The following is a 13,215-nucleotide window of genomic DNA, read 5'->3' as shown; positions in this document are numbered from 1 at the left end:
AGCGGGACGGGGCGGTCCGCTCACGGGTCAGACGGGGGCTGATCCAGGGTGCAGAACGAACATCTGGTCCAGGTGTACAGGCAGGCTCGCCGTCTGTGCTCCGGGGTACGCGTCACTCGTGACTACATCGTCACCACGGTCCACTGCCTGGCCGAGGCAGAGCTCTCGGGAAGTGAGCCGCTCAGGCTGCACATGTCGGGCAGCAAGCAGGTCCAGGGCATGGTCCGTGAATACGACCGGCTCTCCGACCTGGCCCTGGTCGAGCTGATACGCGAAGCGCGCAACCGGGATCCGCTGCCGGACGTCTGTTTCGTCGATGCGCGCAAGAACGAGCTCTGGACGGCTGCTCACCGGCCGCCGCAAGGGCGCGTGGCCCTCACCGGCGTCGTCAGTGAGACCGCGGTGGAATACCGCAGCACCAGAGAAGGACAGGTGGTCACGGCCATTCGTCTTGCTTGTGACAGCCTGCCTTCGAACGTGCGCAGATTCTCGGGCAGCCCGATCGACCGGAGTACCCCCGGCGAGCCGACCGCCGTGCTCGGGGTGCTCGTCGAGGTTCCGTCGACGCACAACCTGCCGGTGGGGGCGATGTTCGCCGGCACCATCCGGGAGGTCGTCCGGCGCTTCGACAGGTTCCGCTTCGGCATTCAGAAAAGGGCAGACGCGGTCGGGACGGTTCAGCAGGGCCCCGTACTCTTCTCCGTCACCCAGGAGGGTGGCGGAAAGCCCAATCCGGAGGCGCGATCCAACATCGTGGTCCGGGAGATGATGGAGAGGTACAACCTGAACGGCTTGGTGGGCGTGAACTGGACCCGCTGACAAGGGTCGGGCGCCCGGTCCGGGCACCCGACCACCGGAGGCACTGTGATCAGTAGAGAGAACCTTGACGAGGCATTGGCCGTGGCACAGGTCGTGCTCGACGGCACCGAGGGGGTCGTCACGGGCGAGACGGACAGCCTGATCCGCCGGGTCGACGAACTCGGCGAACCCGGGCCAGGAGAGCAGCCAGACGAGTCGCTCGTCCAGCGCCTGGTCAGCCTCGCCAAACTGCTTCTCGTGATCGGGCGGAAGCAACTGTCGCTTTCGGTCGTGGAACTGACACTGCGCCACATTCGGCTGGCGGAGGCGGAAACGGGGCAGGAGTCCTACCCCTCCCTGCTCTGGAACGAACTGGGTTCGCTGCTTGCCGAGCATGGCGAGCCGGCCCGGGCCGCGATGGTGCTGGCCACAGGCCTCGGCAGAGAGCAGCGGTCCCCTACCCCGCGGCCGTCCAGGATTTTAGCCAACCTCGGCGCGGTCGCGTTGGAGGTCGGCGATCCCGCCGGAGCACGGGCCTGGGCGGACCGGGCGGTCAGAGAGTCACGGCGCGAGCAGCACAGTGGCGCCGAGCGCGACCTCGGGCCGCAACTCATGGCCCTGTGGGTGAGACTGGCCGCCGCCCGGGCACTAGACGACCAGCGCGCTGTCTCGTTGTCCCTGGCCGAGTTCGCCACGGGGGTGGACGAGTTCGTTCGCATCAACGGAGCCGACCATCCCAGGTCGATCGGCGCGTGGTCTGCCCTTGCCGCCGGACGTTTCCAGCAGGCGCGCGCCGCAGGAAAGACTCAGTCAATCGACAGCAGCCTGGACGAACTTGAGGTGGTGCACCTCAACGCGGTGGCACAGCTGGGACCCGACCACCGTCAGACGATCATCACACAGGCGGCACTCGCCACCGCAGAGTTCGAGGTTGCCGCGGGAGACGGGGAGAAGAATGCCGCTCGCCGCGAGCGGGCTCTGGAGTTGCTCGACTCAGCGGTACAGAAGGCGGTGAACGCCCTGGGGCGGGACCATTCCCAAACGATCAGTCTGCGCGAGGCTCAGGCCAGTCTGCGCGCCAGGGAGCGCATGTCTGAGGAACTTCCCTACCTCATCGAGCGCACCTATACGCCCCAGGAGAACGACCTGCGCAACCGGGCGAAAGCAGAGGCGCTGGCGCGGGAGCGGAATATCATCAGGCTGATCGCGCATGCCGGGGCCTCCTATCTGCTGCCCGACCTGGACATGTTCTACTCTGAGATCGTTCGGGCTCTCGAGGCGGGAACCGTCTTCAAGGTCATCATCAGCAGTCCGTGGAACAGCCTCGCCGTCTTCATCAAGCACGATGCCCGGGCCGAGCGGCCCACTCTGGACAACATCGTGGACATCGTCAAAGCCAGCGACTACTACGCCAGGACCTTCCGCCCGGTCACCGACTCCTATCTGAACCTGCGCGAGCGGTTCCCTGGGCAGATCGAACTCCGGCTGACGCCGATGGACATCTCCGGCTCCACGCTGCTCACATCGGCGATGGGCTTCTTCGAGCCCTACATCACCTCGAATCCGGACCGGCGTACGCGGCGTGCGTTGAACGTCTTCGAGGTGACGTTCCGCAACGACAGCAGGTACTACGCGGACAGCCTCGCCGAATTCAACACCCAATGGGAGCTGGCCAGCAGTTGGGAGCAGTTCGGTGCCAACGAGGGCGGGCACCAGGCGACGCTCCGCACGGTCATGCGCGCTCTGGCCGACGACCGGATGAGCAAGCAGGAGTCCCCTCAGACCGACGATGAAACGTCTCTTCCATGACGCTGCGGAGCACCTCCACGGAGCCGACGAACAACGGCTCGGGCAGGCCATCCAATGGCCAGAAGCGCCACTGTGCGCAACGCTCCGGTTCGCGAACCTTGACAAACCCGGAGTAGCTGAGCACCTTCACGCCAACCTGCATGTGGTGGTTGGCGGCGGGGTCCGGGTCGGTGACGCAACAGACCCGCGAGTCGTGCGCGATCAGACCTGCCTCCTCAGCCAACTCCCGGTGCGCAGCCTCGGTGAGGGTCTCGCCCGCCTCGAGATGGCCGCCAGGAAGGCCCCAGGAGCCTGCTCCGAACGTGTTTCTCCGCAGTCCGAGCAGGACCTGACCGTCGCGGAGGAGGACTGCCTGGACGCCGACTCGGACGTGAGCCGGTGCGGTTGGGAGAGCGCTGGCCGCGGGGGGTGCCTCAGTCTCCACTGTCCCTCCGAGACGGGTACGTCGTGGTGAAATTCTCAGCGTTTCTGGTGGGAATGATCGACGCAACCGGGGTGGGGCCGGTGCGCTCGATGAGGTCGAAGAAATTGCCGATGCGCCGTTCCCCACTCTCGTCGATCACCACGGTCGAACAGTCCGGGTCGACGAAGAGATAGCTTCCGGCGCGTGCGGAATTCCAGTAGACGCGCAAGGGGACGCCGCGGCTGTCGGCTGCCTGCTCGCATCTCGCCACGACCTCCTTGAACTCCTGGTCGGGCAATGACAACCAGTCCTGATTGTCGGCGCCGTAGTTCGTGGGTGACATCTGATAGATCTTCCAGACGTCCGGCAGTTGGTCATCGTCGAGAAGATCGAGGACTCCCGGCGCGCCGATGGCGTTCAGCTTCGTGATCACCGTGCCGAGTTTCACCTGAACGTGTGGGAAGTTGATGCGGATGTTCCGAAGCAGGGTCACCACCCGGTCGCGGTGGCCGCGCACTCCGGTCCTCAGATCGCGGTGTTCCGATACCAGGGAGGACTCGATCGGCAGTGCGATCCAGGACAGATGGGGCAGGACCTTTTCCAGCACTCGTGCGGGTGCCAGCCCGTTCGTGCTGAGCACAACCCGGGGCGCGGGCCTGCCCGGCCCCGCGCGGCGGAGTTCAGCCGCCAGGTCGGGCAGGTAGGGGAGTAAGGTCGGCTCGCCTCCAGAGATCACCACACCTTCGACTCCTGCCTCGCGCAAGGACGCCGCGACCCGCAGCGCGTCCTCTCTTGGCATGCTGGGCACTTCGTGGCGCGGTCCGAAGCAGAAAGGGCAGCTCAAATTGCACCTGCCGATCGGCCGCAGGTCGACGAAGGCTGGAAGTTGCATGGCCGGACTCTAGTGGTTCATCGGGCATGTGTGTCGCCAGGTTCGGTTGCCCGCGTGTTTCGAACAGATGCCCATTTAGCTGGAGATTAATCGCGACCCCTTCCTCTCTCGACTTTCGCGGTTCTCGCAGGGTCGCTCACTGAGCTTGAAAGCGTGATGGCGTCCTCATTGATCACCGGGGTTCGATGATCGGGCCGGTCTCGGCGAAACAGCCGTCGATCAGGTTGGGCGGTATTGGATCTTCTTGAGCTTGCGCTTCATGACCCGGACCAGGTGGTCCAAGTTGGCGACGGCGAGGTTCGCCAGTGTGGGTAACGATTTCTCATCCGGCCTGGTCAGGCAGCATTTTGGTACTCGTGGAGCACTCCCCCGAGCCGGTCCTTCCGCCGTATGCTCAGGTGATCCAGTCGGGTGGGTTCGACGATTGGATCGGGCAGCGGTCGCAGTGGGGAGGCGCTGCGAAGTGTGCGGTGGGGGCGGTGGCAGTTGTAGAAATGCTCGAACTCGCTGAGTGCGTGCAGGAGGTGGGCCTGGTTCCAGATCAGGGTCCGGTCCAGGAGCTCGCGCTTGCAGGTTCCGACGCATCGTTCCGCGATCGCGTTCATCCGTCTGGATGCCGCTGAGGGCGATCCGGATCCCCGCATCGACAAGGACCGCATCGAACGCGGCGGTGAACTTCGAGTCTCGGTCGCGGATCATGAACGTCGCCCTGCTGCCGGCATCCTGTAGGTCCATGACGAGATTGCGGGCGAGCTGGGTGGTCCAGTCAGCCGTGGGCGCGGTGGTGACACCGAGGATCCGGATCCGCCGGCTGGCGTGCTCGATCACCGCGAAGACGTACAACCGGGCCCCGGTCAGTGTGCGGGTCTCCAGGAAGTCGCAGGCCAGCAGGCCATCGGCCTGGGAGCGCAGGAAGGCCGCCCAGGTGGTGCCGTCCCGCAAAGGCGCGGGGTCGATACCGTGCTCGTGCAGCATCTCCCAGACCGTGGATGCGGCGGTCCTGATGCCCAGCGCGGCGAGTTCGCCGTGGATTCTGCGGTAGCCCCACGAGCTGTTCTCCCGCGCCAGCCGCAGGACCAGGGCCCGGATCGAGCGCACGGTGCGCGGCCGCCCGGGCCGCCTGGGCGCACACGTCGCGGCATGCCGGCGGCTGAGCAGGTCGCGGTGCCAACGCAGCAGCGTGTCCGGGCGCACCAGCAGCTGGTATTGACGCAGCTTCGCCATCGGCAGGTGGTGCAGCAGCGCGGCCAGCAGCGTGCGGTCGCACGGAGTGAACACCGGCTTGCCGACCTGGCGTTGCAGAACGGCCAGTTGGTGCTGCAGCGCAACGATCTCGACGTCCTTGTCCCGGTCGCTCATCGGCAGCAGGCGTATGAGGGCGAAGGTGTTCGCCATCGCAAGGTAGGCCAGTCGCAGCACCGAACCATCATCCCGCCCACCGGCAACCCAATCCGGGGATCCGACAGGCCCGAACACTGCCATCCCAGCGCAGAGGCTCCAACCACCATCAGGCCGCCGACCAGCCCGGATGAATAATCGGCACCCACAGACTCGGCTCGCAGAGGTGCCATACTCGCTGCGGCACGCGGGGGTCTCCCTTTGGCTCGCATCCGGCGTGGACCCAGTCGAAGTGGCACGAAGGGCAGGGCACAGTGTCGCTGTGTCGTATCGCTTTTGCGCAAAGATCCTGGACGGCAAGCGCGATCAGGCCAACGAGCAAATCGATCGGGCTCTGAGTGCTTCCAGAAGCACAACGCAGTAGGCCGAGGGGCGGGGTCTCCATCGAGGGATACGAGCCCGCCTAGGGCCCTGGAACCGAGTCTGGTCCACACCCACTGGCCGCCTAGCTTGACATGTGATGGGCGGCAAGAACAGGTCAGGCTGGTTGATGGAGTGAACCCCATCAACCAGCCTGACCTGCCACTTTCGTGCACTCTTCACACTTGAACGGACGTGTCCCCTTAACGCGAACGTGGGCTAGCCCAGAATGATCTTTTCATCACCGAAGTCAGCCACGATCTCAAGCTTGCCGCCGAGAGCAGCTACGTATGACTCCAAGGTGCTGAGTTCAGTACGACTCAGGCCGCCACGCTCGATCGCGCTGACGCGAGACTGGGTAATGCCCATGGCTTCGGCCATGGCCTGCTGAGTCAAGTCCCGTCGCTTGCGCGCCTCCGCAAGTCGGTGAGCACGCACCTCAGCCAGCATGCGCCCACGATGGGTATCGATCGTGTCCTCGTCGTCAGGCTCGACAAGTTCAGCGCGCAGGTCCCGCCAGTTGGTGCCCATCACATACTCCCCTAGCTTCTGGTCTTCGTCAGTGCACGGTCCGGGCTCACTGTGGCGACAAGTGGGTCCGGTAGCGCCTTTCCGCTAGAGGGATGGCGTCTTCGTACCAGCCGGTCCAGTTGCCAGACTTATCACCACCGACAAGCACAACTGCCCGACGGCTTGGGTCGAAGATGAACAGGAGTCGTACCTCACTACTACCTGTCGAGCCTGGCCTGAGCTCCTTCAAGTTGGCAAGATCCGAACCCTTAATACCGTCCACCAGCGGGCGGCCTAGGGCTGGCCCCTGCTCCTCCAGCACGTCCAGCGCTGCCGCGATGAGGCGAAGGGTCTCCCGATCCTCCTTGCGAAGCAGGTGCAGCCAGTCACGCACCTCTTCGACAATGACGATTTCCCAGGCCACCTGTACCCTCACCCTCAACCGTGCACAACATAGCTATACTACAACAGCAGCGTTCTAATTACTACCCCAGCGAGGTTGCCATGGGTCCGTCCGACAAGTTCACGCGGCGGATGCAGGTCCTGCGATCCTTCAGCCCCTCCGCCCCCATCACGAACCGCACGCTGTTCGCTGGTCGCATCGAACAGATGAACACCCTCATCTCAGTCGCCTACCAGCGCGGCCAGCACGCTGTGATCTATGGCGAGCGGGGGGTCGGGAAGACCTCGCTAGCGAAAGTCATGAAGGAAGTGTTGGACAGTGGCTCATGGGCTAGTTATCACACCTGTGCCAGCAATGACACCTTTGGATCGATCTGGCGTTCCATCCTCAGAACCTGCCGCATGTCAGACAAAAAGATGGCCGTCGGGTTCACTGGTAGTCCACGTTTCCACAAAGGATCCTTGGAGGACTTGCTTCCATCTGGCGACGAACCCTCTCCGAACGATGTACGACTGGCTCTCGAAGTCCTTGCGGACGGTCTTCCAGAATCTGTGATTTTCATTGATGAGTTCGACCGCCCCAGCGATCCGATGGTCAGCTCACTATTTGCAGATACCATCAAAATCCTGTCTGACCAGAGCGTGGCCGTCACGGTAGTTCTCGTCGGGGTAGCCGATACCATCGACGAACTGATTGCGGAGCACGCTTCCGTTCAGCGCGCCCTTGTTCAAATTCAGATGCCTCGCATGACGAATCAGGAACTGTTGGAAATTATCAGGCAAGGCATGAAGTCAGCCAGCCTCAGAGTGCAAAGCAAGTTCGCAGCCCGCGTTGTCGAACTGTCTCAAGGACTGCCGCACTACACCCATTTGCTCAGCCAACATGCAGCCCTTCATGTTCTGGCAGAAGATCGCGTCATGGTTGCGAATGGTGATTTCGAAGTCGCTGTATCTAATTCTCTAACTAATGTCTCCCAGACGGTGCGAGAGAAATACCATCGTTCGACGTTCAGCAACCGAGAAAATCTCTACCAAGAGGTTCTTCTTGCCTGCGCACTCGCAGAAAAGGACGAAATGGGAACATTCGGCGCTCCCGACGTTCGAGACCAACTCTCTCTTGTCGCCGGAAAGCGTTACGAAATCCAAGCATTTGCGAACCACCTAACGAACTTTTCCGCCGCCGACGGACCACGGGGAGGCATCCTTCTCAAGCGTGGAACCCAGCGCCGCTTTCGCTATAGATTCATTGACCCACTACTCCCTCCCTATGTTCTCATGAAGGGAACATCAGAGGGCAGGATCAGAATCCCAGAACGTCCATCATAGCCAAAGTTGCAATTGGGATGGCAGCGACGATATCTCTACTGGCTGAGCTAGGCCGCAGTCGGCAAAGTTGCGCTCCTTGCCATACCCCTCCGCAAGCGCATCGAGCAGATACCACCCCACCTGGTCCGATCTGCTCTCGCCAAGGTCCGCAGCCAGAGTTTCATTTCAGGGAGCAACCTCGACGCCGCGTTGGATTGGCCCACAGTTGGCCCACACGCGCTGGTCAGAGGTGACATACAGGCGAGACAAGGTGGGGCAGGAATCGAAAAGGGCGGTTGATGGGAATCATCCCATCAACCGCCCTGACCAGCGTGTTCTCTACCTGCGGAGAGCGAGGGATTCGAACCCTCGGTCACGGTTCCCCGTGACGACAGTTTTCAAGACTGTTCCCTTAGGCCGCTCGGGCAGCTCTCCTTGCGCGGGTGGGCAGCACGAAGGGGGCGAGGCCCCCGGGTGGTTGTCCGCGCTCAGGGATCTTCTCATGTTTGCGGGGGTGCTCGGGCAGCAATAGCCCCGTACGGCGGTGGGGCTGGTTGCCGTACGGGGCCGGTGGGCGCCGGAGTGTGTCCGGGCCGGGTGGGGTTACTGGTCGCCGGTGCGGGAGCCGAGGGTGACCTTGGTGGTGTGGCTCTGGCCGTCGCGGGTGTAGGTGACGGTGACGATGTCGCCCGGGTGGTGCGACCAGATCTCGCTGACCAGAGTCGGGCCGCTGTCGATCTGGACGCCGTCGAGCGAGGTGATGACGTCGCCCGCCTTGAGGCCGGCCTTGTCGGCGGGGCCGCCCGCGGTGACCGGGGCGCTGCCCTGGACCGCTGCGGAGGCGATCTTGGCGCCCTCGCCGGTGTAGGAGTCGTCACGGAGCACGCCGATGATCGGGTAGACCGGGGTACCGGTCTTGATCAGCTGGTCCGCGACCCACTTGGCCTGGTTGATCGGGATGGCGAAGCCCAGCCCGACGCTACCGGACTGGGTGCCGGTCGAGGTGTCGCCGCCGGTCGACTGGATCGCCGAGTCGATCCCGATGACCTGACCGGAGGCGTTCATCAGCGGGCCGCCGGAGTTGCCCGGGTTGATCGACGCGTCGGTCTGCAGCGCGTTCATGTAGGAGGTCTGCGCGCCGGTCTCGTCGCCCGAGGCGACCGGGCGGTTCTTGGCGCTGATGATGCCGGAGGTGACCGTGCCCGAGAGGCCGAAGGGCGCGCCGATGGCGATGGTGGTGTCACCCACCGCCACCTCGTCGGAGTTGCCGAGCGCCAGCGGGACCAGCGGCTTCTTCGGGGTTCCGTCGATCTTGATGACGGCCACGTCGTAGCCCGAGGCGCGGCCCACGATGGTGGCCGGGTAGCTGGTGCCGTCGGAGAACTTCACGCTCAGCTTGCCGCCGTTGACCGAGGGCGCCACCACGTGGTTGTTGGTCAGGATGTGGCCCTGGGTGTCGTAGACGAAGCCCGTACCGGTGCCCGACTCCTGCGAGTTGCTGGCCGAGATGGTGACCACGCTGGGCAGCGCCTTGGCGGCGACCCCGGCGATGCTCTCGGGGGCGCGGCTGAGCGCCTTGGGGTCCACGCTGCTGGTGACGGTGGTGGAGCCGTTGGAGCTGTCGTTGTTCTCCAGCGCGGCGCCGATGCCGCCGCCGATCCCACCGGCGATGATCGCGGTCACCGCGAGCAGGGCGATCAGCGCGCCGCGGCGCTTCTTGCGCGGCGGGACGGGCTGGCCGTAGCCGCCGTAGTAGGGCAGACCGGGCTGGCCGCCGTACGGGGGCTGTCCGCCCTGGCCTGCGTACGGAGGCTGTCCGCCGTAGGGGGGCTTCGGGGCACCGTAGGCCGGGTCGAACGGGGGCTGGACCGCGGTCGCCTCGGCTCCGGGGACGGCGCCGGGGACGGGAGCCCCGGTCGGCGGCACCGTCGGCAGCGGCGGCTCGGCGGGGTAGGGCTGCTCCTGGTGCTCCGCCTTCGTGTACGCGTCAGTTGCGACGGCGGGGGGAGAGGCCACAGGGGCCGGGGGCACCGGGGGTACGACCGGGTCCGCTATGGGTTGCTGCGGGGCCGCGGCCTGGACCGGGGCCGGCGGCGGGAACGACGCGAGCGTCGGGTCGGCCGGCGGCTCGACCGTGCCGTACGGGAGCGCGGTCGTGTCTTCGTTCACCGGTGCCGGTGCCGGCTGGACGACGGTGTCGTCCGCAGCGGGGGCGGCTACGGGCGCTGCGGCTACGGGCGTTGCGTCGCGCGGCGCGTCCTGCGACTGCGCGTCAAGGGAGGGTTCCACCGGTTCCCCACCGGTGGGGACGGCCCCACCCTCGTGCTCGGTGCTCACGAATGACCTCCTCCTGCGGGACTTGGCGTCCCAAAGCATTGCCCACCCACTGTCAGGGCATCGTAAGGGCCAGCCGTGCGCTTCCCTTGGCCGCATCTATAGCGCACTGATCTGAGAGCTTTCTTACGCCCCCCGCTCACAGCTCATCTACAGCTCATCGGACATTCATCCTTGGCTCGCCGACCGGCTGCCCCTAGCATGTCATCGAACACATACGCGGGAGCTTGGACCCATCCAGGCTGAGAGGGCGCCGAACACGGGGCGCCGACCGCCTGAACCTGACCGGGTAATGCCGGCGTAGGGAGCTGAGCCTCGTGACGTCCGTTTCGCCTTCCCCCAATCCTGTCCTCGACCGGGTGACCGGGTCCCCGCGCGCCGAGGCGCCGCTGCTGCTGGACACCTCGCCCCCGCGCACGCTGGGCTTCCGCGACCAGGCCGCCTTCTGGACCAACCTCGGCGTCAGCCTGATCGGCTTCCAGAGCGCCGCGACCGTACTGGTCTTCAACGGCAAGGACCTGTCCCTCGCCGCCTCCGTCACCGCGATCGTCGTCGGCACGGTGATCGGCTCGGTGATGCTCGGTGTCGCCGCCGTCATCGGGACCAGGGCCGGGGCCCCCGCCATGGCGATCCTGCGCGGGCTGTTCGGCACCCGGATGTCCTATCTGCCCACCGTCCTCAACATCGTGCAGTGCCTCGGCTGGGGCGTCTTCGAGCTGACCGTGATCGCGATGGGCGCCGACGCCCTCTTCGGCGGCGGCCCGCACTGGCTCTACGTGGTGCTGGCCGGGGTGCTGACCACCGCGATGACGATCCGTCCGCTCGGCGCCATCGGGGTGCTGCGCAAGTACGTCGCGGTCGCGGTCGGCGTCGCCATGCTGTTCTTCACGGTGGAGCTGGTGCGGCACGGGGTGCACGACCCCTCCCCGGGCAACTGGACCGGCTTCCTGCCGGCCGTCGACTCGGTAATCGCGGTCTCCATCTCCTTCGTCCCGCTGGCCGCCGACTACACCCGGCACGCCAGGAGCACCCGCAGTTCCTTCTGGGGCGCGTTCACCGGCTACACGGTCTCCCAGGTGTGGTGCTACGTGGTGGGGCTGCTGGCGCTGCTGCAGGTCAACGGCGACCCGGACAGGATCTTCAGCACCTTCATGGGCATCACCGCCGGCTGGCTGTTCTTCGCCGTGCTGGTGCTGCGCGAGGCGGACCAGTCCTTCGCCAACGTCTACTCGACGGCGATGTCGGTGCAGAACCTGCTGCCCCGGGTGGACCGCCGGATTCTCACCATCGGACTCGGCGCCCTGGTCACCCTGCTGGCCCTGCTGGTGACCGACTTCAGCGGGTACGAGTCCTTCCTGGGACTGATCGGCGCGGTGTTCGTGCCGCTGTCGGCGGTGCTGGCGGTGGACTTCTACTTCGGGGCGGGGCGGCGAGAGGGAGGCTGGGATCTTGGCGAGACCGCGCCGACGCGGTGGCTGACGCTGCTGCCGTGGGCGGTGGGGTTCGCGGTCTACCAGCTGATCGCCCCGGCCCAGCTGACCGGCTGGGCCGACTTCTGGCCCTCGTTCTGGGCCCACGCCCAGAACGTCCTGCACGTCCACCCCCAGGTGTGGACCTCGGCCTCGCTGTTCTCCTTCGTCGTCCCGGCCCTGATCACCTGGGCGCTGACGCCGCTGCTCCGCCGCGGGCTGTGAGCAGGAGGAGCTGTGACCCGGACCGGTGCCGGTGCCGGTGCCGGGCGGTGTGACCGGGACCGTTAACCGGTCACACCGTCAGAATTCATCTGCCGCTGCCGGGGCCGCACGGGGGCCGGTCCTAGGCTGGTGGCGTGTCGAACGCTCCCCAGTCGAAGGCCCACCGGCAGCAGGTGCTGCCCAATCGCGCGGCCACCCGTGTGGTGGCCCACCGCGGCGCCTCCGGCACCCTCGCCGAGCACACCCTGGCCGCCTACAAGCTGGCTGTCGACGAGGGGGCCGACGCCCTGGAGTGCGACGTCCGGCTGACCGCCGACGGGCATCTGGTCTGCGTGCACGACCGCCGGGTGGACCGGACCTCCAACGGCCGGGGCGTGGTGTCGACCCTGGAGCTGGCCCAGCTGTCCGAGCTGGACTTCGGCTCCTGGAAGGCCGCCCGCGCCGCCACCGGGACGGCCGATGCCGACGACACCGGTGCCGACACCGACGCCGATGCCGACGAGGCGGACTGGGCCGACGCCGAGCACACCTCGGTGCTGACGCTGGAACGGCTGCTGGAGTTCGCCACCGGCTGCGGCCGCCGCATCGAACTCGCGATCGAGACCAAGCACCCCACCCGCTACGCGGGCCTGGTGGAGCGCAGGCTCCTGGAGCTGCTGCACCGCTTCGATCTGGTCACGCCGGCGGACGGCGAGCGCACCCCGGTGCGGATCATGAGCTTCAGTCAGCTCTCGCTGCGCCGGGTACGGGAGCTGGCCCCCGCCATTCCGACGGTCTTCCTGATGGAGCGGGTGCCGCTGCGCTTCCGCGACGGCACCCTCCCGCACGGGGCGCGGATCGCCGGACCCGGCATCGACCTGGTGCGCGCCAACCCCGGCTACGTCGCCGCGCTGCACCGGGCCGGGCACCGAGTTCACGTGTGGACGGTGGACGATCCGGAGGACGTCGAGCTGTGCCTGCGGCTCGGCGTGGACACCATCATCACCAATCATCCGCGCCGGGTACTTGACCAGTTGGGCCGCTAGTGCGGACCATGGCGGAGTCGGGAGCCTGCTTCGGCAGGCGTACGCGGGCGCAGCGGAATGGCCGGAAATTCACCCGGTTCACCATTCTTCACCACCCCCGATAAACCCTCAGTGACGAGTCGGCTACGCTTAGTGAAATGAGTGGGACAACTCCGTCTCCAGCTGCTTTTTCGGCATGCCGTGGTGCTTCTGTTCTCGTTTCCGCCGTGCTTGCAACGGGCATTCACACCCTGGCTGACAGCTGAGGAGGAGGTCCGGGGGTGGCGCTGGTGGTAGCGCGTGATG

The 13,215-nt window shown here is 65.9% G+C and carries 10 protein-coding genes, 1 tRNA gene, 1 pseudogene and 1 riboswitch; of the genes and pseudogenes, 5 read left to right on the top strand and 7 right to left on the bottom strand.

The window, feature by feature from the left end; all coding sequences use genetic code 11:
• The first annotated feature begins 48 nt into the window (after nt 1-48).
• A complete protein-coding gene (locus tag IF29_RS0112865; protein WP_030253569.1) occupies nt 49-819 on the top strand; it encodes a S1 family peptidase in 771 nt (256 codons plus the stop codon).
• A gap of 45 nt (nt 820-864) precedes the next feature.
• Nucleotides 865-2,607 (top strand): hypothetical protein, encoded by a 1,743-nt coding sequence (locus IF29_RS0112860; protein ID WP_030253567.1) that lies wholly within the window; start codon nt 865-867, stop codon nt 2,605-2,607.
• Here the strand turns inward: IF29_RS0112860 and IF29_RS48960 are convergent.
• The 5 genes and pseudogenes from IF29_RS48960 to IF29_RS0112835 form a co-directional block, all read right to left on the bottom strand.
• Nucleotides 2,531-3,031, bottom strand: coding sequence for a nucleotide triphosphate diphosphatase NUDT15 (locus IF29_RS48960; RefSeq protein ID WP_198037430.1), 501 nt, complete (start codon nt 3,029-3,031; stop codon nt 2,531-2,533). The genes IF29_RS0112860 and IF29_RS48960 overlap by 77 nt on opposite strands.
• Nucleotides 3,021-3,902: a radical SAM protein gene (locus IF29_RS43445; RefSeq protein WP_084714053.1), complete on the bottom strand. Its 882-nt coding sequence runs from the start codon at nt 3,900-3,902 to the stop codon at nt 3,021-3,023. The genes IF29_RS48960 and IF29_RS43445 overlap by 11 nt, the downstream gene beginning before the upstream one ends.
• Nucleotides 3,903-4,237: 335 nt before the next feature.
• A pseudogene (locus IF29_RS41835) lies at nt 4,238-5,297 on the bottom strand (integrase core domain-containing protein).
• A 582-nt stretch (nt 5,298-5,879) separates the two neighbouring features.
• On the bottom strand, nt 5,880-6,191 hold the full coding sequence (locus IF29_RS0112840) for an XRE family transcriptional regulator (RefSeq protein WP_030253559.1): 312 nt from the start codon (nt 6,189-6,191) through the stop codon (nt 5,880-5,882).
• A gap of 46 nt (nt 6,192-6,237) precedes the next feature.
• Nucleotides 6,238-6,594: a type II toxin-antitoxin system RelE/ParE family toxin gene (locus tag IF29_RS0112835; protein WP_030253557.1), complete on the bottom strand. Its 357-nt coding sequence runs from the start codon at nt 6,592-6,594 to the stop codon at nt 6,238-6,240.
• An 80-nt stretch (nt 6,595-6,674) separates the two neighbouring features.
• On the opposite strand from IF29_RS0112835, the gene IF29_RS44805 reads away from it, so the two are divergent.
• Nucleotides 6,675-7,898 carry an ATP-binding protein gene (locus IF29_RS44805; protein WP_084714047.1) on the top strand — a complete coding sequence of 408 codons (1,224 nt, stop codon included), beginning with the start codon at nt 6,675-6,677 and terminating at the stop codon, nt 7,896-7,898.
• 325 nt (nt 7,899-8,223) lie between these two features.
• Here IF29_RS44805 and IF29_RS0112820 read toward each other — a convergent pair.
• Both IF29_RS0112820 and IF29_RS0112815 read right to left on the bottom strand, forming a co-directional pair.
• Nucleotides 8,224-8,312, bottom strand: a tRNA-Ser gene (locus IF29_RS0112820).
• Nucleotides 8,313-8,480: 168 nt separating this feature from the next.
• The gene (locus IF29_RS0112815) at nt 8,481-10,214 is read right to left on the bottom strand and encodes a S1C family serine protease (protein ID WP_030253555.1); all 1,734 of its coding nucleotides are present in this window, start codon (nt 10,212-10,214) and stop codon (nt 8,481-8,483) included.
• A gap of 206 nt (nt 10,215-10,420) precedes the next feature.
• Nucleotides 10,421-10,536, top strand: a riboswitch (TPP riboswitch).
• Nucleotides 10,537-10,570: 34 nt separating this feature from the next.
• Here IF29_RS0112815 and IF29_RS0112810 point away from each other — a divergent pair.
• Complete coding sequence (locus tag IF29_RS0112810; protein WP_030253554.1) at nt 10,571-11,905, top strand: purine-cytosine permease family protein; 1,335 nt, start codon at nt 10,571-10,573, stop codon at nt 11,903-11,905.
• 176 nt (nt 11,906-12,081) lie between these two features.
• Entirely contained in the window at nt 12,082-12,930 is an 849-nt protein-coding gene (locus IF29_RS0112805; protein WP_030253552.1) for a glycerophosphodiester phosphodiesterase family protein, read from the top strand.
• Nucleotides 12,931-13,215: the final 285 nt, after the last annotated feature.

The organism is Streptacidiphilus jeojiense, from assembly GCF_000719095.1.
GTDB classification, from domain to species: domain Bacteria; phylum Actinomycetota; class Actinomycetes; order Streptomycetales; family Streptomycetaceae; genus Streptacidiphilus; species Streptacidiphilus jeojiensis.
The sequence above is the reverse complement of the archived record's forward strand: the minus strand, read 5'-3'. Positions and strand labels throughout refer to the sequence as shown.